The 22,744-nt window shown below is 57.4% G+C and carries 19 protein-coding genes; 2 read left to right on the top strand and 17 right to left on the bottom strand.

What is annotated here, in order from left to right; genetic code table 11:
• Positions 1-80: 80 nt before the first annotated feature.
• Complete coding sequence (locus tag IF205_RS10385; RefSeq protein WP_259783218.1) at positions 81-554, top strand: methyltransferase family protein; 474 nt, start codon at positions 81-83, stop codon at positions 552-554.
• Positions 555-560: 6 nt separating this feature from the next.
• Here IF205_RS10385 and IF205_RS10380 read toward each other — a convergent pair whose 3' ends face one another.
• The 15 genes from IF205_RS10380 to spbR form a co-directional block, all read right to left on the bottom strand.
• The gene (locus tag IF205_RS10380; protein ID WP_259783217.1) at positions 561-839 is read right to left on the bottom strand and encodes an acylphosphatase; all 279 of its coding nucleotides are present in this window, start codon (positions 837-839) and stop codon (positions 561-563) included.
• A 45-nt stretch (positions 840-884) separates the two neighbouring features.
• Complete coding sequence (locus tag IF205_RS10375; RefSeq protein ID WP_259783216.1) at positions 885-1,751, bottom strand: isocitrate lyase/PEP mutase family protein; 867 nt, start codon at positions 1,749-1,751, stop codon at positions 885-887.
• Positions 1,752-1,765: 14 nt separating this feature from the next.
• Complete coding sequence (locus IF205_RS10370) at positions 1,766-3,040, bottom strand: TRAP transporter large permease (protein ID WP_259783215.1); 1,275 nt, start codon at positions 3,038-3,040, stop codon at positions 1,766-1,768.
• A gap of 3 nt (positions 3,041-3,043) precedes the next feature.
• Positions 3,044-3,559, bottom strand: a complete 516-nt coding sequence (locus tag IF205_RS10365) for a TRAP transporter small permease (RefSeq protein WP_259783214.1) — start codon at positions 3,557-3,559, stop codon at positions 3,044-3,046.
• Positions 3,560-3,658: 99 nt separating this feature from the next.
• Positions 3,659-4,651 carry a TRAP transporter substrate-binding protein gene (locus IF205_RS10360; RefSeq protein WP_259783213.1) on the bottom strand — a complete coding sequence of 331 codons (993 nt, stop codon included), beginning with the start codon at positions 4,649-4,651 and terminating at the stop codon, positions 3,659-3,661.
• A 230-nt stretch (positions 4,652-4,881) separates the two neighbouring features.
• On the bottom strand, positions 4,882-6,879 hold the full coding sequence (locus IF205_RS10355; RefSeq protein ID WP_259783212.1) for an acetyl-CoA carboxylase biotin carboxylase subunit: 1,998 nt from the start codon (positions 6,877-6,879) through the stop codon (positions 4,882-4,884).
• Positions 6,880-6,935: 56 nt separating this feature from the next.
• Positions 6,936-8,468: an acyl-CoA carboxylase subunit beta gene (locus IF205_RS10350; protein WP_259783211.1), complete on the bottom strand. Its 1,533-nt coding sequence runs from the start codon at positions 8,466-8,468 to the stop codon at positions 6,936-6,938.
• Between the two features lie 190 nt (positions 8,469-8,658).
• Positions 8,659-9,360, bottom strand: coding sequence for an ATP12 family chaperone protein (locus IF205_RS10345; RefSeq protein WP_259783210.1), 702 nt, complete (start codon positions 9,358-9,360; stop codon positions 8,659-8,661).
• Positions 9,361-9,453: 93 nt separating this feature from the next.
• Entirely contained in the window at positions 9,454-12,249 is a 2,796-nt protein-coding gene (locus IF205_RS10340) for an AsmA family protein (protein ID WP_259783209.1), read from the bottom strand.
• Positions 12,233-12,913: an HAD-IA family hydrolase gene (locus tag IF205_RS10335; protein WP_259783208.1), complete on the bottom strand. Its 681-nt coding sequence runs from the start codon at positions 12,911-12,913 to the stop codon at positions 12,233-12,235. Before IF205_RS10335 ends, IF205_RS10340 begins: the two co-directional genes overlap by 17 nt.
• A 67-nt stretch (positions 12,914-12,980) precedes the next feature.
• Positions 12,981-13,961: an RluA family pseudouridine synthase gene (locus IF205_RS10330; protein WP_259783207.1), complete on the bottom strand. Its 981-nt coding sequence runs from the start codon at positions 13,959-13,961 to the stop codon at positions 12,981-12,983.
• Positions 13,962-13,973: 12 nt separating this feature from the next.
• Positions 13,974-14,354 carry a fluoride efflux transporter CrcB gene (gene crcB / locus IF205_RS10325; protein WP_259783206.1) on the bottom strand — a complete coding sequence of 127 codons (381 nt, stop codon included), beginning with the start codon at positions 14,352-14,354 and terminating at the stop codon, positions 13,974-13,976.
• Between the two features lie 71 nt (positions 14,355-14,425).
• Positions 14,426-15,727 carry a replication-associated recombination protein A gene (locus IF205_RS10320; protein ID WP_259783205.1) on the bottom strand — a complete coding sequence of 434 codons (1,302 nt, stop codon included), beginning with the start codon at positions 15,725-15,727 and terminating at the stop codon, positions 14,426-14,428.
• Positions 15,728-17,143 (bottom strand): DegQ family serine endoprotease, encoded by a 1,416-nt coding sequence (locus tag IF205_RS10315; protein WP_259783204.1) that lies wholly within the window; start codon positions 17,141-17,143, stop codon positions 15,728-15,730.
• Between the two features lie 88 nt (positions 17,144-17,231).
• Positions 17,232-18,377: a SpbR family protein gene (gene spbR / locus IF205_RS10310; RefSeq protein WP_259783203.1), complete on the bottom strand. Its 1,146-nt coding sequence runs from the start codon at positions 18,375-18,377 to the stop codon at positions 17,232-17,234.
• Between the two features lie 216 nt (positions 18,378-18,593).
• On the opposite strand from spbR, the gene IF205_RS10305 reads away from it, so the two are divergent.
• Positions 18,594-19,055, top strand: coding sequence for a rhodanese-like domain-containing protein (locus tag IF205_RS10305; protein ID WP_259783202.1), 462 nt, complete (start codon positions 18,594-18,596; stop codon positions 19,053-19,055).
• Here the strand turns inward: IF205_RS10305 and IF205_RS10300 are convergent.
• On the bottom strand, positions 19,024-19,314 hold the full coding sequence (locus tag IF205_RS10300) for an ArsR/SmtB family transcription factor (protein ID WP_259783201.1): 291 nt from the start codon (positions 19,312-19,314) through the stop codon (positions 19,024-19,026). The genes IF205_RS10305 and IF205_RS10300 overlap by 32 nt on opposite strands.
• Positions 19,315-19,547: 233 nt before the next feature.
• Positions 19,548-22,724, bottom strand: a complete 3,177-nt coding sequence (locus IF205_RS10295) for an efflux RND transporter permease subunit (RefSeq protein WP_259783200.1) — start codon at positions 22,722-22,724, stop codon at positions 19,548-19,550.
• Between the last annotated feature and the right edge of the window lie 20 nt (positions 22,725-22,744).

Below are 22,744 nucleotides of genomic sequence, written 5' to 3'. Positions count from 1 at the left end.
AATGACATTATTGTTGTCAATGCATGGTAAGTGTTTGTCTTTATGATATAATGACAGTCCCTGTGTAGGAGGACTGCCTCATGTATGATGAAGATCAGTCTGTCAGTGTCCGGGCCATTATTCACCCGCCCGTCTTTTTCATCGCGGGTTTCGCCGTCCTGCTCTTGCTGGACTGGGCGTGGCCGTGGCGTATCACACGGGGGGAATGGTACCAGACCGCTGCCATTGTCTGCCTGGGAAGCGGGCTGCTGTTGATTGGCGCGGCATTTTACCAACTGCGCAAGGCAGGTGAGCACATCCCGAGTTGGCACCCTACGATTGCGCTGCGTGCGCATGGCGTTTACCGTTATACCCGCAACCCGATCTATGTGGGATTATCCGCGACGTTCCTGGGCTGCGGCATTGCCCTGAACATCGCCTGGGTGATACCGGTGCTGGCCATTGTCCTGCTGGCCCTGCAGGAAACCGTCATCCGGCAGGAGGAAGCCTATCTCCGCCGGAAATACGGCGAGGAATACGACGAATATCTAAAACACGTCCGCCGCTGGTTCTAAGCCGTTTTAGGCGTCGGGCCTCACACCAAACCCCGCCTCCTTGGGTGGGGAGCATTCTTCCGTGTCGACTGACGTGACAAGGGCCATTTCCGGCCCCTTCCAACATTCGGCCAGCATCCCATCCACCTTGCCCTCCTCACCGGAGAACAGGGCCTCGACAGTGCCATCGCGGCAATTACGTACCCACCCCGAAAGATCGAACTGACGGGCGGTCTGCTCTGTCCAGGCACGATACCAGACGCCCTGCACCTTTCCCTGGATTCGCACATGCACTGATTTGGTCATGACGGCCTCCGACTTCGCTTTCTCCCTCCAGTGTAACAGGCCGCCTTACCGAGAGGAATAACGCGCTTCTTCATCATAATAATCATCAAAGCCAACGGCCTTGCGCAGCTCTGCAAAGGACAACATCCGGTCCTTCGGATGCTGTCCGTTCTTCATCATGGCCAAGGCTTCCTGCATGGACTTGATCGCAACGCTGAGCAACGTCAGCGGATAGGCAACAATGCGGAAGCCCATTTCCTCCAGAACATCCGGCGGTGTCAGCGGCGTTTCGCCATCTTCCACCATATTTGCCATATGGATGCCCGGAACTTCCCGGCAGATCCGATACATTTCCTCCTCGCTGCGCGGGGCTTCGACAAAAAGCATGTCGGCGCCAGCCTTGGCAAAAGCCTCCGCCCGCCGCAGCGCCTCATCCAATCCCAGGATCGCACGTGCATCCGTCCGCGCCATGATCAGAATGTCCGCCCCCTCATCACGGGCATCGACCGCCGCGCGAATTCGGGCCAGGGCCTCATCGAATTCAACGACCTGTTTACCCTTGGTATGACCGCAGCGTTTCGGCCATTGCTGGTCTTCGATCAGGATTCCCGCAAAACCGGCCTGGGCATAACCGCGCACCGTCCGTTTCACATTCAGCGCGTTGCCGTATCCGGTGTCACCGTCACCGATCACGGGAATGGACACGGCAGAATTGATATTGCGCCCCTGATCGACCATCTCGCCATAGGAGATGAGGCCGGTATCGGGCATGCCCAGCCTGGCGGCAGCCGTTGAAAAGCCACTCATAAAGCTGAGATCAAACCCGGCTGCCTCAACAAGTTTGGCCGACATGGGATCGAAACAGCAGGGCATCGTCAGGATGCTATCCTGCTGAAGCAGTTTCTTCAGGCTACCTGCGGGAGAATTTTGCATGAGTACGGTCTCCATCACATCTTGAACGGAATATAAAGCGCGATATCCGGCAGGAAATAGATCGCCAGCACCGATGCCAGCATGATCAGGATGAAGGGCCACACACCGGCTGCAACCTCCCCCAGTCTCGCCTTGGCGACCGCCTGTATCACAAAAAGGTTCAGTCCGACCGGCGGCGTGATCAGGGCACATTCGATCATGATCACGAAAATGACGCCGAACCAGATCGGGTCGATCATCATCGAGGCCAGCGACGGCAGCAGAACCGGCACCATGATCAGCAACATGGACAGTGATTCCAGAACCAACCCCATGATCAGCAGGACAACGCAGACCGCCACGATAAAGAGACCGGTCTGGTCAAAATTCTGCGCTATGAAAAAGGAGATATCCTGAGGAATGCGGTAAAGGGTGATTGCCTTCCCGAAAAGCTTTGCCCCCGCCAGGATCAACATGATCGTCACGGAGGTTCGCATCGCCCCCATGACAGCCTCTTTCAAGGTAACCCAGGTCAGCGTCCTCAATACCACCGCGGTCAGGAAGACCGCACCGGCAAATCCAACCGCAGCCGCCTCCGTCGGCGTGAAGATACCGCCGTAGAGACCGCCAATGATGAATGCGGCCAGGGCGATGGTCGGCAAGGCACGCAACGTGGAACGGCGACGTTCGTCCCAGCTCGCGCGCGGCGATGGTTCGTAACTGGATGAAAACTTTGAATAGAGGATCGAAAAAAGGATGAAGGCGATCATCAGGATAAGACCCGGCCCGACACCGGCCAGGAACAGATCAATGATGGATTCCTCCGTGATCACCCCATAGATGATCATCGGGATGGACGGTGGGATCAAAATCCCAAGGGTGCCCCCTGCCGCCAGCAGCCCCAGAACAAAATGCCGCTTGTATCCGTGTTTGATCATCTCCGGGATAGCAACCGTCCCAATGGTCGCCGCCGTCGCAACGGAGCTTCCGGAAATCGCGGCGAAAATGCCACAGGAAATGATCGTCGCAACCGCCAGACCGCCGGGCCAATGCCCGACCCAGCAATGAACCGCGCCATACAGATCCCGCCCGACGCCGCCTTTCAGCAGAATATTGGACATCAGCAGGAACATGGGAACCGACAGCAGGATAAAACTGTCGACGGAACTGAAAAGCGCCTGCGGCACCATCAATGGCGACAGGTCGGCAGCAAAAAGCATGGCCATGCCCAGCCCGCCGAGAACAAAGGCGATGGGAACACCGGCAAAAAGCAACAGGAACAGCCCCAGAAGAATAAGTAATGTCGTCATGGCCTATTCCTCCAGTTCCGGGTCATGGGTCGGCCAGAGTGGCCCCCCCATCAAACGCGACAGGATTTCCGCGATACATTGCAGGAACAGGAGGCTCATCCCCACAGGGATCACCATTTCAGACCACCACATGGGCAGGTCCAGCATCGTGGCGCTGGTCCGACCGATCGCATAGGAATCCGCCGCGATATTCCAGCCGTAATAGGTCGCCACGACGCAGAAAACTGCGATAATCACCAGCGCCAGCACTTCCAGCGCCCTCTGGCCCGCCGGCCCCAGCCGATCGGTCAGCAATGTAACCCGGATCAGCCCGCCGTGGCGCATCACCGCCGCCGCCGCGCCAAAAACGGCCCAAACCTGGCAGAAACGGGACATTTCTTCCGCCCAGATCGTCGGTGCATTGAACAGGTAGCGAGAGGCAACCTCGTATACCAGCATCACCCCGATCAGAAAAAACAGCCAGGCCGCAACAGTCGCCACGGCATCACTGATACGATTCAGCACTCTAATGACAGGCACAACCGCCCCCATAGTGATGGAAATACTAAACTGAAAGTCAAAAAAGAGAATGGGGCAGAGGCCGAAACGGCTCCCTGCCCCGGCTTGAATCACTTGGATTTATCGAAGGGATTCTGCGGCTTTGGCCAGTTCTTCGCCCAACGGGCCGGCAGCCTTCTTGTATTCCTCCAGGACCGGCTTTGCAGCAGCACGCCACGCCTCGATTTCCTGGGCATTAAGCCTCTGGACCTTCATGCCTGCATCTTCCGATGCGGCATAGGCATCAGCCTCGATCTGGGAAACCCTGTCCCGAAGGCTTGATTCGGCGTTATGAGCGGCTGTCTGGACAATGGCCCGCTCATCATCCGACAGGGACTGCCAGAATTTTTCATTCACGAGAACCAGAAACTCCACATCAGCGTGGTTTGTAACGGTCACCCAATCCATAACCTGCCAGAGTTTACGGCTTTTCACCCCGGAAATACCGGTCATACCCGCGTCAACCGTACCACGCTGATAGGCGAGATATTGTTCAGAGCCGGAAATCAAGGTCGGCGCGCCACCCAACGTCTCGACAAAGGCCCCAAGCGTCTTACCGAAGACACGGACCTTCTTGTCCTGGATATCCGTCGGCGCCTTCAGCGGCCCATCCTTGCTCAACATGATCGCGCCGCCGTAGGCCTGCCACCACAGGACACGAGCTCCGGTTTTCAGGATCGCATCGTCGATCGGGCCACGGACCGGGCTGCCCGGCGCGGTTGCCTTGCGAACGAGATCTTCGGTGTTGAACATGAACGGCACATAGAAGATGTCGACCGCAGGAACAGTCCCGGCATAACGGGTGATCGAGGCAGAGCCCATCTCGATGGCGCCGGAAGACACGGCCTGCGGGACTTCCTTGTCTTTATAGAGCTGGGCGGAATCATAGATTTCCACCTTCAGGTCACCATTGGACTTTGCCTCAACCTCTTTTTTGAAGCTCAGCAGGTTTTGGCCCAGATGCGATTTCAGCGGCAGTTGAAGCGTGATGCGCAATGTCTTTTCAGCCATTGCCCCCGTGGACAGCGTTGCAGCAACGGCCACGGCACTCACGAAGGTGAGTAACTTTTTCATATATTGTCTCCCCTGGACGGCTTTGACGAAGGGATCGTTCGCCGCTCCCCCGCCTCGCGACATTCTATTTCATGTTTATGAAATTACACAAAATAGTCCCACCTTCAAATATCGACGGGAACCTTACCGGGGAACAATACCGATGAGAGCATGGCACATATGTATTTTTAATAGAAAACCCCCGGACGATTTCGCGCCGGGGGTTTTATCAGGTCAGGATGATTTGCCGATCACTCAAACTCGATGATCTTTTGGTCCACAGCGAGGCTATCCCCCGCGTCTGCATGGACTTTCTTCACCACGCAGTCCTGAGTCGCACGCAGGACGTTTTCCATCTTCATGGCTTCAACCACCGCCAGCTCCGCCCCGGCCTTCACGTGATCACCGTCTGCAACACTGACACGGACCAGCAGGCCCGGCATCGGCGACAGAAGGAATTTGGACATGTCAGGCGGTTCCTTGTAGGGCATCAACCGGACAAGCGGCGCCAGACGCCGTTCAACAACCTGGATGCGCGCCCGCGCACCGTCGTGGGACAGAATCACACCGCTGTCGAAGAGATCAATCTGCATAACGAACATGCGATCGTCGACCAGCCCACGGAACAACGGCTCTCCGGGTTTCCAGCCACTGCTGACCTCAACGACACGATCACCGATCGTAACACGCTCCCGGTCGTCCTGGCGGGCAAGGTTCAGATCGACTTCCTTCCGGTCCCGCTCCCCGATGAAGACAGCAAACTCGCCCTCACGGAAGGGGGACGCCGGGGTCAGGCGGCCGGACAGCATGCCTTCCGCCTCCAGAATACGGGACTGGATCACGGCTGCGACAGCGGCATAAAGCTCAATCTCCTTGGGTTCCAACAGGTCTTCCGTCAGGCCTTCGGGATATTCTTCCGCAATGAAATTGGTCGTCATCTGACCGTCGCGGAACCGCTTGTGATTACAAATATTACTCAGGAACAGAAGGTTATGGGACAGGCCCCGCACGTAGTAGCGGTCCAGCGCCTCCAGCATATTGTCGATGGCCTCGGCCCGGTCCTTGCCGCCCGTCACCAATTTGGCGATCATCGGGTCGTAGAACATGGAAATCTCCGCGCCTTCGACCACGCCGGTATCCACACGGCAAACGCCGTCTTCTTCCTCTGGCGGGATATAGTCGACCAGACGGCCCGTGCTGGGCAGAAACCCGCGCTCCGGGTCTTCCGCATAAAGCCGCGCCTCAAGCGCCCAGCCTTTCAGCTTCACATCCGCCTGTGTAATAGGTAGTTCCTCACCATCCGCCACCCGGATCATGAACTCCACAAGGTCATACCCCGTGACCAGTTCGGTCACCGGATGTTCCACCTGCAGACGGGTGTTCATTTCCAGGAAATAGAAATTCCGGTCCTTGTCGACGATGAATTCCACAGTACCCGCGGAACAGTAGTTCACGGTTTTCGCAAGCGCGACGGCCTGTTCACCCATGGCCTTGCGGGTCGCCTCGTCCAGGAAGGGGCTGGGCGCTTCCTCCAGGACTTTCTGATGGCGGCGCTGAATGGAACATTCGCGTTCGCCCAGATAGACCACATTGCCGTGTTTGTCCGCCATGATCTGGATTTCAATATGGCGCGGTTCCTGGATGAATTTCTCGATGAAGACACGGTCATCGCCAAAGCTGTTCCGACCTTCATTCATGGCGGAGACCAGACCTTCACGCGCCTCATCGTCGTTCCAGGCAAGCCGCATCCCCTTGCCACCACCACCGGCAGAGGCCTTCAGCATGACCGGATAACCGATGTCATTGGCGATACGCACCGCCTCTTCCGGGTCGCGAACGGCCTCCAGATGACCGGGAACGGTACTCACGCCTGCGTTTTCGGCGATCTTTTTCGATTCGATCTTGTCGCCCATGGCCTCGATCGCACCGACCGGCGGGCCGACGAAGGCAACGCCTTCTTTTTCCAGCGCCTCGGCAAAGAGCTTATTTTCCGACAGGAAGCCATAGCCCGGATGCACCGCCTGTGCACCGGTATCGCGAATGGCCTTCAGGATATTGTCGATCACCAGGTAGCTTTCCGCGCTGGCCGCCGGGCCGACGCAAACGGCCTCATCCGCCAGTTTCGTGTGAAGAGCACCTTCGTCGGCTTCGGAATAGACCGCAACAGTCTTGATGCCCATCTTCCGTGCCGTCTTGATAACCCGGCAGGCGATCTCACCACGGTTTGCAATCAGGATATTTTCAAACATCTTGGCTCCCCTGAACGATGCGTTTCAACCGCACCCGTTTATCTTTTTCGATCCAATCAGAGCGGAATATTGCCGTGCTTCTTCCACGGATTTTCCAGCTTCTTCGTACGCAGCATCCGAAGCGCGCGCGCAAGCCGCGGCCGGGTGTTATGCGGACGGATCACATCGTCGATAAAGCCCAGCGATCCGGCAACGAACGGGTTGGCGAATTTCCGGCGATATTCTTCTGTGCGCTGTTCGATCTTTTCCGGATCATCGCGATCCGCCCGGAAGATAATCTCCACCGCGCCTTTCGGCCCCATAACGGCGATTTCCGCACTGGGCCAGGCATAGTTGACGTCACCACGCAGATGTTTGGAAGCCATCACGTCATAAGCCCCGCCATAGGCCTTGCGGGTGATCACGGTCACTTTCGGGACTGTCGCTTCCGCATAGGCATAAAGCAGCTTCGCGCCATGTTTGATGATACCGTTATATTCTTGGGCCGTGCCCGGCAGGAAGCCCGGCACGTCGACAAAGGTCACGATCGGAATGTTGAAGGCATCACAGAAGCGGACAAAGCGCGCGGCCTTGATGGAACTTGCGATATCCAGACACCCCGCCAGCACCATGGGCTGGTTGGCGACAATACCGACCGGCGCACCTTCCATGCGGCCGAAGCCTGTGATGATGTTGCCCGCGTAATCGGGCTGGGTTTCAAAGAAATCCCCCTCATCGACGACCTTGTGGATCAGTTCCTTCATGTCGTAGGGCTTGTTCGGGTTCAGCGGCACAAGGGAATCGAGCGATTCTTCCGAACGGGATGCCGGATCGGCGGTCGGTTTTACCGGCGGTTTTTCGCGGTTGTTACTGGGAACGAAGCCCATGAAACGGCGAAGCTGCATCAGCGCTTCCACGTCATTTTCGAAGGCCTTGTCCGCAACGCCGGACTTGCTGGTATGGGTAATTGCCCCGCCCAGTTCCTCCTGCGTCACCTCCTCATTGGTGACGGTCTTCACCACTTCCGGGCCCGTCACGAACATATAAGAGCTGTCTTTGACCATGAAGATAAAGTCGGTCATGGAAGGCGAATAAACCGCACCACCCGCACAGGGGCCCATGATCATGGAAATCTGCGGAACCACGCCGGAGGCAAGCACGTTTTGCTGGAAGACATCGGCATAACCGGCAAGCGAGGCAACACCTTCCTGGATACGCGCACCACCCGAATCGTTCAGTCCGATCACCGGCGCGCCGACCTTCATGGCCTGCTCCATCACCTTACAAATCTTGCGGGCGTGGGCGGCGGAAAGCGATCCGCCGAAGACCGTGAAATCCTGCGAGAAAACGAAAACCGGACGGCCGTTGATCGTGCCATAACCAGTGACCACGCCATCGCCCGGCACCTTGTTTTCTTCCATGCCGAAATCGGTGCAGTCATGTTCGACGAACATATCCCATTCTTCAAAGGATCCGTCGTCCAGCAGGAATTCCAGCCGTTCCCGCGCCGTCAGCTTGCCCTTCGAATGCTGCGCATCCACGCGCCGCTGGCCGCCCCCCAGGCGGGCTGCTTCGCGTTTTCCTTCCAATTGTCGGATAATGTCTTCCATAACCGCCCTCGCAACTTCCCTGTACGTACACTTATTTTTTTCAGGCCCGTATCATGACACAAGCCACGCCGCTTGGTGAGCGCAAATAACATACGCATGCGTATGGTCCTATAGGATTTTTCCTACAGAAAAGACGATCAAAGCGCAAGATAAAACATACGCATGCGTATGGTGGAAATGTCCGGCCCTGCTATGCCAAACGCAAAAAGCGCAGGAATTCCGCGGCATTCAGCAGATCGCCCTTACGTTTTTCCAGACGTGCTTCCGCTTCTTCATCCCGCCCCCAAAGTTCCGCCTGATGTTCTTCATCGACATGGGCAAGGTCAAAGGCAGTACCGGCCTCCAGTTCCCCCTTCAGAACCGCAATGCCCAGCACCAGCGACCCGGTCAGGGAGGTAAATTCGTGCAGGGATGCCAGTTCATAGGCATCGCAGGCCTCGACCACAGTCTTCAAGGCATTCAGGCTATCCGACGGCTGGTCCACATGCATGATTCCCTCCGTCACCGACAGAGGGGCATCCAGTTGCCGCATCGCCCAGTCGAGCCATGGCTGCCAGGCATCCTGCTGGCGTTTGACCAGTTCCGGCTGCTCAGCCGTCGCGCGATAGCACAACAGGTCGCTTTCACCATAGGAGGCCACAATCTCCGCCACCTCGGCATGGTTCGGGACGACGCGGTCGATAACCGTGCTGGCCAGCGTCATGATCGGCATGCTTTGCGGGTCTATTTCCTCACCCTGCGCCTGCCACTCTACAGCAACAGCCTCCGCCAATGCCAGGGCCGGCAGGACCAGACCGGCCTTCGCCGGGGTCTTTATGTTCCGACCATCGAGCTGTACGGCAAATCCGTCTTCAACCGCCGATGTTCCCGCATTCTTGTAGAACCGCTTCACAAGCCATCTCCATCACAATACTACCGGCCAAAAAGAAAAGGGCCGTGCGTTAGATGGCACGGCCCGTCCAAAGGTTCAATGTCACTTTATCGCTTATTTCTTTTTCAGGATATTCCCGAGAATACCTTCCAGCGCCTTTTTACCGGCATCCTCCAACTGCTTCTTCGGCGTCGCAGGTTGTTCCGTGGCCGGTTGTTCCGTGGACTGGGGCTGTGTCTGTTTCTCCCGGTTTTCTGGACGCAAGTTCACGCAGGGGCTGTTATTGTCCTCCGCCAGGGCAGCACCACCCAAAACCGTCAGCGGAAGCGTCGCCCCGCCCAGAAGCGCACTACCGATACCGACAGCGGTCAGGGCCGGATCAGGGAAGACTTTAGGCTTGGCAAAAGTTCCCTGGACGCGGATCGGGATTTTCGCGCCAATGCCCATAACATCCCGGGTCGGCGTCACCGTCAGGTTCAGCTTTTCCGAACCCAGGTTGAGACCGCCGGATCCGAGGATCGTCGAAACACGGGTATCGAGAACCAGCGAGTTTGTATTTACCGTCCCGTTCTTCGCGTCATAGTCGGCCACAAAACAATAGAGAGGAATACGCTTTTCCTTGCTGTTGCCCAACAGGATATCCGCAATGATCTGCGTGGCCTTACCGAAGGCTTTTCGGGTTTCGTCGCTGTTGACATAGCCTTCCGTGACCAATGCATTGAATTTGCCAGTGAGACCCGCCGCCAGTTCGTGCGGGCTGCGGCCTGTGCTGGTCATGGCGACCGCCATATTCATGGGCCCTTCGATGATGCCACGCTGCCCCGCAAGGCGCATGAGGTTGGAGATTTCCAGCTTGTCCGCCTTCAGGTCCACCTTCAGGGCCGCCGCCTCACGCCGCGCATCCAGGGATGCATTGCCGGTCAGCTTACCGCCCTTGTCGTCGGAAATGGCAATCGGTTCGACCGTCAGCATGCCATCTTTCAGGATAAGGCTGACCTGACCGTCCTGGAACTGTCCACCCGGCACCAGAAGCTTTGCCACAGAAACGGCAACATCCGCATCGGCCATGCGCAGTCCGGAGAAATCGATCGGGTCGTTCGGGATGACGCGACCATTATTGCCCGAGGACGACGTGGACGGTACAGATGCCGTGCCCCCACCGCCAGAGGCCGTTTTCCCGCCATCCTTAGGCGTGACATCTTCCAGTCGCAGAACGTTGGATTTAAACGTTGCCTTCACATCCGGGCGGGTGGCAACGCTTGCAACCGTAACGTCGCCGGAAAGATCGCTTTCACCGATTTTAAGTGCCAGCCCCTCCACCGAGGCAGCGTCCGTCGCCCCGCCTTTCAGGCGACCGGATGCACTTATGGGTGCCATGGCGGGCAGGTCCGACTGGGCAAGACTGGAAAGCCGCGCCAGGTTCGGCGTGGCAAAGTCAAAGCCAAGATCAATTCCCGCCTGCTTCATCAGGTCGGCAATACCGCCGTTCAATACCAACTGGTAGATATCCTTGCGGCCCAGCGATGCCTTGAGGTCCTTCATCGCAAGCTTTCCGGCGACATCACCGGCAATGTTGAAACGTGCATCCACACGCCCGGCGTCCGGCATTTTAGTCCCGTTGACGGCAGGCAGCGCCTTCATATCCGGGACAAGAAGCTTCACCTGCATGTCGACACCGCGCTGGGTCAGCAGGTCATCAACGCCGCCGCTGCCGGACAATTGCAGGACACCGCTTCGTTTCAGGTCGAACGCAAAATCATTCAGGGCCACACCGGTGCCAACATCCCCGGAAACGGCAAATTGGCTGGTCAAGGCACCAAGGGCCGGAATATCCTGCCCTGCAACGGCCGACAGGGACGAAATATCCGGCACGGACAGTTCCCCCTTCAGGTCGACCCCCTTCTGCTTCAACACATCGGCAACCTCACCGGCAACCTGCAACTGCAAACCGCCAGCCTTGCCGAGGTTGACTGAAATATCGCTGGCAGACAGCGCCTTGTCCGCATCCCCGGACAGCAGGATCGACAGTTTCAGCGGCCCAAGGTTGGGAACGCTCTGTCCCGCCAGAGGTTCGGTAATGCGCGAAAGCGTGCCGATCTCGCTCGTATCCGTCGAGATTACAACATTGATGCCACGCCCCGCCGCCGGTTCATCAATGCCACCGGCAATAGACAGGTTCGTTCCCGCCAGATTACCCGACAGGTCCACCGTCCAGAGACGGTCCGCATTCAGCATGTCGCTGGGGGAGCCAAGTTCCCCCGAAAGCTTCAGGGGAATATTATCGGCATGTCCGTTGAGGTCGATTTTCAACGGCGCGAAAGGACCTTCGCCACCAATGCTGAGATTATCGACAACCAGATTGCGTTTCTCGCCTGTTCCCAGGTCGTTGTAGCGCATCTGGATATCGCTCAGGCGCACATCACGCAGAATAGGCAGGCTAAGTCCTGCCGGTCCCGTCTCCGTTGAGACCTGTGCCGGAGCCGTTTCCCCGGTCTCTTTCCTCGTCTTCAGTTCGCGGAATTCCAGGTTGGTGTGACCGTCGCGGTTCTTTTCCACCAGCAGATTGACGCCACGCAGCTCAACCTTTTGAACATCTACAACATTATCGGTGATCAGCGGCCAGAGGTCGATGGTCGCGGACAGATAGTCCAAGGTCGCCATATCCGGTGACGTTCCCCAGGGGGCATTGGCCATGCGCACATCGGTCATCGTCACCGAGGGCCGCATGGAGATATCCACATCAAGACGCCCACGGATTTCCAGATCCCGCCCGGTTTTTTCCCGAACCTGTCCTTCGATCAGATATTTGTAGTCGTTGAAATCCAGGTTCACGATAACCGCAAAGGCAATTGCGGTAAGGGCAACCAGAGACCCGACGATAATTCCCAGATATTTAAGCGCGCGACGCATCAGCCTTGCTCCACAAGTCATTCAAAAGCTGTGGCACAGCTTCGTATTGGCGGGCGATCATTGCTGCCCCGGCCTGCAATAATTCATCGTCACCATGATAGCCCCAACTCACGCCAAGGGCGAGTGTGCGTGCATTCACAGCCGTTTGTACATCAAAGACAGTGTCCCCGATCATCACGGTTTCCCAGGCCTGTGCGCCAACCTCGGCCATGGCATCCAGAAGAATGTCCGGGTTGGGTTTCCCCGGGCCGTCATCGGCGGTCTTGGTCACGATGAAATGCTTATCCAACCCGTTGTCCGCCAGTGTCTGCACCAGGCCACGGCGTCCCTTTCCGGTCGCCACGCCCAACAGCACGCCTGCATCACGCAGTTCGTCCAGTACCTCACGGCAACCGGGATAAAGCGGAGCAGGCTCACGACCGATCGCGTCCTGTTCCGTCACAATCTGGCGATAGCCATCGGCCAGCCGCATGTGCAGATCCGGATCACCGTCAGGAAGCATTTCGACCATCGCCGTGACCAACGGCAGACCGATATAGCGCGCCACCTCGTCCCGGGTCGGCGCGGAAAGTCCTTCACGTTCAAAGGCCGCCTGCATCCCGAAGACAATATGATGCAGCGAATCGACCAATGTCCCATCGCAATCAAAAACCGCAAAGCGCACGGGCATCCCCCAATAAAGCCATTACGAACACCAATCCCCGCACCGCCACCAAGCGCGGGACTGACAATCAGATTTCCTCGAAAGGATCACTATCCATCCATTCTTCCGGATTGAAGCCGAAAAGTTCGAAGGTGGTTTTGATATGATCCGGCAGCGGCGCCTTGATCCGTGGCCCACCGCCCGGAATATCAATCTCCTTGGCGTGAAGGTGCAGTTGCCGCAGGACATTCGCACCGCTGACAAAAGCCTCCTTCGCACCATATTTGCCATCGCCCAGAATTGGCGTTCCAAGCGCCGCCATATGGGCGCGCAACTGATGGGTGCGGCCGGTTTTCGGCCATAGGGCAACGAGGGCGAGGCGTTTGCCCGCCTTTTCCAGAACCTTGAATTCAGTCACAGCGTTCTTGCCGTTTTCCGTATCCACGACAACACGTTCCCCGCCCTTGCCCGGCAATTTGGAAAGGGGGTAGGAAATGCGGCCTTCCTCAGGATCGGGCACACCAACGGTAATCGCCCAATAGACCTTGCGGGTATCGCGTTTCTTGAAGGCCTGCGTCAGGGAGGCCGCCGCCTCGCGGCTGCGCGCCAAAAGCATGACACCGCTTGTGTCCCGGTCAAGGCGATGCACCAGACGCGGCCGTTCATCGGCATCGAATTGCAGGGCATCGAGCATCATATCCAGATGCCGTTCGGTCTTCGTGCCCCCCTGGACGGCAAGACCCGCGGGCTTGTTGATCGCCAGCACATCGCGGCTGCGGTAAATCACCATGGACTTGGCAAGTGCCTCGTCCTTCTTGCTCAGCCCCTGTTTCCGGGCCGGTGCCGTATCCGCCTTGGCATAATCCCCCAACGGCGGAATGCGCACGGCCTGACCGGCCTCCAGGCGTTGGCTTGCCTTGGCCCGTTTGCCATCGACACGGACCTCACCCTTGCGCAGGATCTTCTGCAGATAGCCGAAAGGCACGGCGGGATAGTTTTGTTTGAACCAACGATCCAACCGCATGTCGCTTTCGGAACCAGCGACCTGCCTTATCTGAACGCCACTCATTGAAAATCTCTCTTACGATACAAGGAAACGAACCGATGCCATTCCGGCCATCAGCGCCATCACGGCTACCACCACCGAAACACCGATATAAGCGGCAGCTATTATCGTCTGCCCGCGGCTCATCAATGTTACCGTATCCAGGGCAAAGGTGGAAAAGGTTGTGAAGCTGCCAAGGATGCCGACCACCATGAAGGCGCGCAGTTCCACACTGGGCGACCACATCAGCGCCAGCGATTCCACCAAAATCCCCATAATCAGGGACCCCAGAATATTCACAGCCAGGATTCCCCAGGGGAAACCATGACCGGCCAGGGAAGCGACGAAATGCGCGGCAAAATGCCTAGCCACCGCCCCCACCGCGCCGCCGGCGGCAATGGCAAATATCATCTTCATGGATACGCCTTCGCGTTCAATGTTTCGGTTACAAACCGGCCTTCATGCATAGCATGGCCGGAAAACGGTATCTACCGCCGCTTTTTGCGTAAATTGTCCCAGTAATCAAGGCGTTTCCGGATTTCACGTTCAAATCCGCGCTCCACAGGGCTGTAGAGCTTTTCCCGGGCCATATTGTCGGGGAAGAAATTCTGCCCCGAAAAACCGTCCGGTGCGTCATGGTCGTAGGAATAGCCCGCGCCGTATCCCATCTCTTTCATCATCTTGGTCGGCGCGTTCAGAATATGCTTAGGCGGCGACAGGGACCCCGTCTCCTTGGCCTTGACCAGACTGTCCTTGAACGCCTTGTAGGCCGCATTGGACTTGGGCGCCGTCGCCAGATAGATCACCACCTGGGCCAAAGCCAACTCCCCTTCCGGCGAGCCCAGACGCTCATAAGTATCCCAGGCGGCAAGGGCCTGTGGCGCGGCATTAGGGTCTGCCAGCCCGACATCCTCATAGGCAAAGCGCACAAGACGGCGCGCGATATAAAGAGGGTCCTCCCCCCCGGACAGCATCCGGCCCAGCCAGTAAAGCGCCGCATCGCAGTCCGACCCCCGCAACGATTTATGCAGGGCGCTCATCAGGTTGTAATGACTGTCCTGGGACTTGTCATACATGGGCAGGCGGCGCTGTACCACCTTGGCCAGTTCCGCTGTATCCATCGGCTTGGAAATGCCCAGGGCATAGATTGCCTCGGCCATATTCAGGAGATAGCGGCCATCGCCATCGGCCATTGCGCGTACGGCGGCCCGCGCCTCCTTATCCAGGGGAAGTGGACGTTCCTCTTCCGCCTCCGCCCTCTGGAGCATCAGTTCCAAGGCCGAGTCGTCCAACCGGTTGAGGACAAAGACCTGACAGCGGGACAGCAGGGCCGCGTTAAGCTCAAAGCTCGGGTTTTCCGTGGTCGCCCCGACCAGAATGACAGTACCATCCTCCACAAAAGGCAGGAACCCGTCCTGCTGTGCCTTGTTAAAGCGATGGATCTCATCCACGAAAAGGCAGGTTCCCTCGCCTGTCATCCGCCTGTCTGCGGCCCGGTCAAAAACCTTCCGCAAATCCGCCACACCGGAGAAAACGGCGCTGAGCGGCTCAAAGGCAAGGTCGGTCTGCTGGGCGAGGAGCCGGGCGATCGTGGTCTTGCCACAGCCGGGCGTCCCCCACAGTATCATCGAGGTCAGCCGCCCCTGGGTGATCATCCGATGGATGGCACCGTCCGGGCCGAGCAGGTGATCCTGCCCGACGACCTCTTCCAGCGTTTTTGGCCGAAGCCTGTCCGCCAGCGGACGCGGTGCGTCTGCCCCGAACAGGCCCGGTTCCGCATTACCTGCCAATTACCGCACCTCAATGGTTCGCTTGCGGCCGTTCTGTTCCAACACCAGCAGCCACTCGCCGGAAGGATCGGACACGATCTCCCTGACATCATCCACCGACGCAACTTCATGGCCGTTAATTTCCAGAAGCTGCGTGCCCGGTGTGATTTGCAGCCGTGTCGCCAGGGAACGCGACGGGACTTTCACAACCATAACACCGTGCAGGTCCGTCGGCACACCAAGCTCATCGGAAACAGCGGGCGACAGATTGAGGATTGTCACCCCGGACAACGGATTGGTGCCGCCAACCGTCCATTCGTCGCGCGGCGGATCTTCCGGCGGCGCAACGAGAGAGAACTCCAGATTGCGTTTCTTGCCATCGCGCAGGATTTCGATCTCTGCATCACCACCAATACCGAGGATCGCAAGACGGAAACGCAAATTCTGTGCATCCTCGATTTCACGGCCATTAACGCCAAGCACAACATCGCCCGCGACCAGCCCGGCCTTGTCCGCCGGACCATTCGCATAAATGGATTCAACAAGAACACCACCCGGGCGGCCCATATTCAGGGCTTCGGCAATATCGTTGGTAACATCCCGGCCACTGAAACCCAGCCAGGGGTGCATCAGCGGCTTGCCTGCCAGTGCGCTCTTGACCACGGCGTTGACCATGCTCGACGGGATGGCAAAGCCGATCCCCATGGAGCCGCCGCTTTTGGAAAAGATCGCCGTATTGATGCCGACAACCTGGCCCTTCATGTTCAGCAAGGCCCCGCCGGAGTTGCCCGGGTTAATGGCGGCATCGGTCTGGATGAAAGAACGATAGTCAGTGATACCGACAGAGGTCCGCGCCAGCCCGGACACAATGCCGCTGGTCACCGTCTGGCCCACACCGAAGGGGTTACCGATCGCAACAACAAGGTCGCCGACCTCAAGCGCATCAGAATCACCAAATTTCAGCGTCGGAAGGTCTTTCGGATCGCCGCTCAGTTTCAGAACGGCCAGATCCGTGCGTTTGTCAGTCATCAGAAGCTCGGCGTCGAACTCCCGCCGGTCATTCATGACAACGCGGATTTCCTGGGCATCCTCGATCACATGGTTGTTGGTGACGACAATCCCGTTTCCGCGAACAATCACACCGGAACCAAGCGAATTCATCACCCGCTCGCGAACACGCCCGCCCGGCAGGTTATTACCGAAGAAGCGCCGGAATAACGGGTCATCGAACGGACCGCGTGTGCGGGTCTTCACAACCTTCTTGGTGTAGATGTTTACAACAGATGGAGCCGCAGCCTTAACCAAAGGCGCAAAAGAAAGCTGTATCTGTTCCCGACTGGCCGGAACCGTCTCCGCGAGAGATTGGCCGACCTGATAAGGCGCTCCTGTCACCAGCAAAGCCGCAACGGCGCCGCCCAGAATAATTTTTTTCATCATGATGCATACGTAATATGCCCAAAGGGCAAAAAAAAGGAATGATTGTGGGAAATCAGTGGCAGTGACACGTCATCCGTTCGAATGACAGTCACTTCCCATCGTCAGCCGAAGCATGGGCATCCGCCAGCGTATTGAATTTCGACAGCAGATAGTCGACGTTTTCGATGCCATATTCGTCGATAACATTTTCATGCACCGTGAGGACACGCTCCAGCATACGCCGCATCTGCGTTTCAATATCGGCGTCTGAACGCTCCGCCTCAGCCCCCAGTGCGGTATCGAGTGCGGTACGGAAGGCCGGGAATAGTGCGTCCGGCATTCCTGCCTTTTTAAACAGCGACTTGAACCCCAACTCACCTTCATCGTGGATGAGAACCCGCGCGTTATTGAGCGGAACCTTCGACATAACAGCCAACGAGGCCTCGAAAAACGACATATCGCCGACACAAAGCGCACGCAGAATGATGGACGGAGTAAGACGGCCGTTCTTGTGAATCTGGGCCACCAGCTTTTCGACGTCCTGTTCCTCGGCCCCATTGCTGACCAGGCCAATCGTCGTCCGCTCACGAACCTGCAGGATAATGTCGGTCGCGGCCTGTTCCGGCAATTCATGATGGGTGACGAGATATTCACGCAGGTTGTCGGACACATGGGCCACGAGCTTTTCAGCAATCGTCACCGGCAGTTTGGGCCGATGCACCAACGGGTCCTGGACCTCTATGTCATCGCCATAGGTCCCGACAACCTTGTCCAGGGTCTTTTCACTAAGCGTCGTCTCTTTATTGGAGACCAGCGCAACAACGGCCTTCCTGTCCCCTTCATCCACCAGAGTATCGGCAACACCTTCCGAGACGTTGGAACGGGAGGCAACGGCAACCTGCCTGTCCACGGACTGGGTGCGGATAATTTCTATGAGATCCGTGTCATCCAGGGCTTCGGAAAACTGGATAATCGGAAGCGCCACCGAATCGCTTACGTCCTTGGCCATCGTAACGGCCAGGTCGCGCGGCAGGTTGGGCGCATTTTTCAAATTGTTCGACAGGGCAGACCGGACGCGTTCTTCCACGTCCTGCACCATTACCTTGAAGATTTCATAGGCCAGGCCACGTTCTTTTTCGCTAAGTTCCCCAGCTTCAAACTGGGAGGCGATTTTCTCAGCAGTCTCCGCCCGGGTTTCCACCGAGGGATCTTCCATAAGACGTTTAACGTCACTTGCGCTTAACGTTCCAGGCATTCGGTCGCCATCCCTTTTATAAAGCTTATGTTACTTGCGTTAATAGCCGCATACACCGTTATACTACAACAAAGTAGCTGTTTGGTGCAGCGAAATGCAAGCATGAGCCATATGCGGGTCGTCAAATTCATGAGCAATATGCCAAAATGCGCTCTTAGACGAGGTATTGTAATACACATCCTATCGGTTGCCGGCCTTATCCTGGCCCTTTCAATCGTGACCTCAAACAGCAGCCATGCCGGGCAGGACGAGACCGTCCTGACACCCCAGGAAGCTTTCCAGCAAGGTCAGAAAGGCAGCCGCCTCATTTTAGATATCCGCCGCCCTGCGGAATGGCACAGCACCGGCGTGGGAAAAGGCGTCATACCGTTAACCATGCACCGTCAGGACGGCCCCACAGGATTTCTTGAGGCCGTCAAACATCTCGTTGATGGAAAATTGGACCGGCCGATTGCCGTGATCTGCGCAAGCGGAAGCCGTTCCGCCTGGGCACAGCATTTCCTATCTGCCAATGGCTTCAGCAATGTTGCCAATGTGAAGGCGGGTATGTTGGGGCGGGGGCCCTTACCGGGCTGGATTGCGCAGGGACTGCCGACGCATCCCTGCGGCCAATGCGATGAAGCTACCAGTCAGACTACGTCGGGGCCTAGCAATAAAGCTGCTTCAGCGCCCCGATGACGATTTCGGTCTCTTCCCCTTTGAGGGAATAATAAATTGTCTGTGCTTCCCGCCGGGTTTGGACAAAGCCGTCACGACGCAAACGGGCAAGATGCTGCGACAGGGCGGACTGGCTCAGCCCGACCAATTTCTCCAGCGCGCCAACAGACATTTCTTCCTGTCCCAGATAGCACAGAATCATCAGGCGTTTTTCATTGCTCATAGCCTTCAGAAGTGTGCTGGCGTGCTTTACGTTATCTTCCATTTCCGCCGGCGTCATAAACTGACCTCACATTGATACTTTTATCATTTTACTTTCTGCGATTTCCGAACGCCTTCTGACGCTCCTGCACCCACCCAGTATCCGGGACGAAACTTTTACACCCAGATACCACACCGGTCAAAAACATTCGCAAGCGATTTAAGTCATTTTTTGTCAAAATTCGGGTAAAACCGTGGCAAACATCCACCGGGTCCGGTTTTCTATCGTTCAAAAGCAAAAAAACCGCAGATTTACTCTGCTGCTTTGGCCTCCCGGATAGGGTGACGTTTCTCGACCAACGGCACCACCAACGCCAAAAGAGGCGGCACGATCCCAAGCGTCAAAACAGCCGACAAAGACAAACCACCGACAACCACCGACCCAAGCCCCGCATAGATTTCTGAACCGGCCCCCGGGAACAAGATCAACGGCAACATACCGAAGACACTGGTCAGGGTGGACATGAAGATCGGCCTGACGCGGTTGCAGGTGGCTTCGACCACGGCTGCACGCGGTGCATAGCCTTCATGACGGATATGATGCAATGTCTGATGGACGACCAGAATCGCATTGTTCACAACAATCCCGATCAAAATCACAAAGCCCAAAACGGTCAGCATATTGAAGGTCTGGAATTTCCAGAGGGACAACAGCCAAAACCCGACAAGGCCACCGGCAGCAGCCAGCGGCACGGCAAGCATGATGATCAACGGATAAAGGAAGCTCTCGAACAGGATCGCCATGACGAGATAGACGATCACCAAAGCCACGAGCAGGTCGACACGCATCTCCTTCCAGGTCGCATCAAGCTTTTCCGCCGTACCGCGCATGCGCAGGGTCATACCGTCCGGCAGCCCCTCTTTTTCCAAAGGCGCGATAACCTTGGCCCGTATCTGGTCAAGGGCGGCTTCCAACGCAATGCGGTTCGTCGGGCGGATTTGCAGAGTTACCGTTCTGGCACGCTCGATATGGCGGATTTCCGTTGGCCCCGCTGTAACGCGGATATCGGCAAGGGAACTGGCCGGCAAGATCACCCCGGACTGGGTTACAACAGGCAGGTTCTCAATGCCCTGGGTTGTTTCATTATAGCCGTCCGGCCCCTTCAGCATCAGGTCAGTCAGTTTGCCACCGATGGAAATTTCGTCGACACGCATGCCGTCATTGAAGGCATCGACCGTCACCCCAAGCTCCCGCGCGGAAACACCGTTATCGCTGAGATAGACAGGGTTGGGGAGAATACGGACTTCCGGCGCGCCCAATTCCAGACCCGGCCGGGGGCGAAGCTGGTTCCCTTCTTCGCGCGGGAAATTCGCTGTCACCATGCCTGCGGCGCGTTGCGCAACGGCAATCACCTGTTCCAGGTCCGGGCCGCTGATATCCAGATCAATGGACCGCGTCCCGCCGACACCGCGCCCGAAGATAGAGGGCTGGGTGAAAAAGCCGTAGGTGCCTGGCTCCTTGAAAATCGGTCGGGTCAGGGCGGGGATCAAATCTCCGGCACGGGTCTCCTCAACGGAATCCGCACCGATAAAGGTCCTCGTATCCGTCGCCACAAAGAAGAAGTTGTTGATCTTTGGCGGCTGGCCTTCCTCCGCCTTCGGACCGGACACATCCGCCCACAGCGGCTTTACCGCGCCTTCGACGCGTTCCGCAATTTCCGTCATGGTATCAAGGTTATAGCCCGGTGGCGGGAAAATCATACCGAAGACGAAGTTACGGTTGCCTTCCGGCAGATATTCAAGCTTGGGCAAAAGGATAATCGTCGTACCTGTCGCGACGACAGTTACAATCACGACGATGGAAATTGCCAGCCGGCGGCTGGCAACGACAGCTTCGGCAATACCGCGCGTGGCACGCATGAACAGTCGTCCAAATCCATCGACAAAGGGCAGCTTGACGAGCTTCCGGTTCGGGTCGCCGACATCATGGGCAAGCAACCGGTTGGCCAGCGCCGGAATAACCGTGATGGAGACCAGCAGGGAAAACATCACCGAAACGGAAATCGCAACGGCGATATCGCGGAACAGCTGTCCGACTTCCAGGTCCATGATCAGGATCGGAATGAACACCATCACCGTCGTCAGGGCCGAAACCAGAATTGCCCCCCAAACCTGGGCAGCGCCTTTGTATGCCGCCTCAAGGATCGGTATCCCCTGCTGCCGCAGGCGATAGATATTCTCCAAAACGACGATGGCGGCATCCACCACCATCCCGACTGCAAAGGCAATACCGGCCAGACTGACCACATTCAAGGACCGCCCGAGGAAAGCCATCGCCACAAAGGATGCAATGACGGACACCGGAATTGCCAGGGCAACGACCAGCGTCGCACGGATCGAACGCAGGAAAATCAACAGGATAACAACGGCCAGAATACCGCCGACCCAGATATTCTGGATCACAAGGTCGATCGCGGAATCGATATAGACGGTTTCGTCATAAATCTGCTTCATGACGAGGCCCCGGTTCGGCAGCGCATGGGCGTTCAGGTCCGCCATCGCCTCGCGGATGCCCGCCATGACCTCGATGACATTGGCGCCCGTCTCACGGGTCGCGTTGACCGCCAGCGTCTCCTGCCCGTTGGATCGCAAGGTCGCGCCGGGCTCCTTATATCCGAAGGAAACATCAGCCACATCGCCAACGGTTACGCGGGCCACGCGACCGGTCGCCGCATCGCGTTCGGTACGCAGCACCACGTTGCGCACCATATCGAGCGAGGTGAATTCATTGTCGGTCCGCACAGTATATCGGCGCTTGCCTTCATCCACCTTGCCGCCGGTGACAGAGGAATTGGCAGCGCGCAGACTGTCCACCACTTCGGAAACCGTAAGGCCGTATTGCGCCAGCAGGCTAGGTTCCACCACCACCTGCATTTCACGCTCGCCGCCGCCATAGACATTGACTTCACTGACACCCGGAACACGTTCAAGCCGTTCCTTGACGACATCAACGGCAAAATCCCGAAACTCGCCGATAGGCGTGGTATTACCCGCTGCCTTGCTGATCCTGAACCAGGCGATGGCGTTGTCTTCCGAGCCCACGGTCCGCAGGGTCGGTTCGTCCACTTCGTCGGGATAGCTGCTGACGCGATCAAGGCGATTGGCCGTCAGCAGCAGGGCGCGGCCCATATCCTGACCGATACCGAATTCCAGGGTGATGGACCCCTGCCCGTTGGATGCCCGGCTACGCATGGACTTCAGGCCTTCGAGGCCTTTCAGGACGTCTTCCTGCTCGTTGATGATTTCGCGTTCGACCTCAACGGGGGCGGCACCGGGCCAATTGGTGCGGATCGTAATCACCGGGCGGGACACGTCGGGTGCAAGTTGAATGGGGATTGTGTGAAGGGCAACAATCCCGAACAGGATCGCCATGGCGACGACAGCCAGAACCGCCACCGGGCGTTCAATTGAAATTCCAATCAGGTTCACGGTCTTACTATCCCCGCATT

The organism is Aestuariispira ectoiniformans (assembly GCF_025136295.1).
Lineage (GTDB): Bacteria > Pseudomonadota > Alphaproteobacteria > UBA8366 > Aestuariispiraceae > Aestuariispira_A > Aestuariispira_A ectoiniformans.
This window is presented reverse-complemented; position numbering and strand designations above follow the sequence as displayed.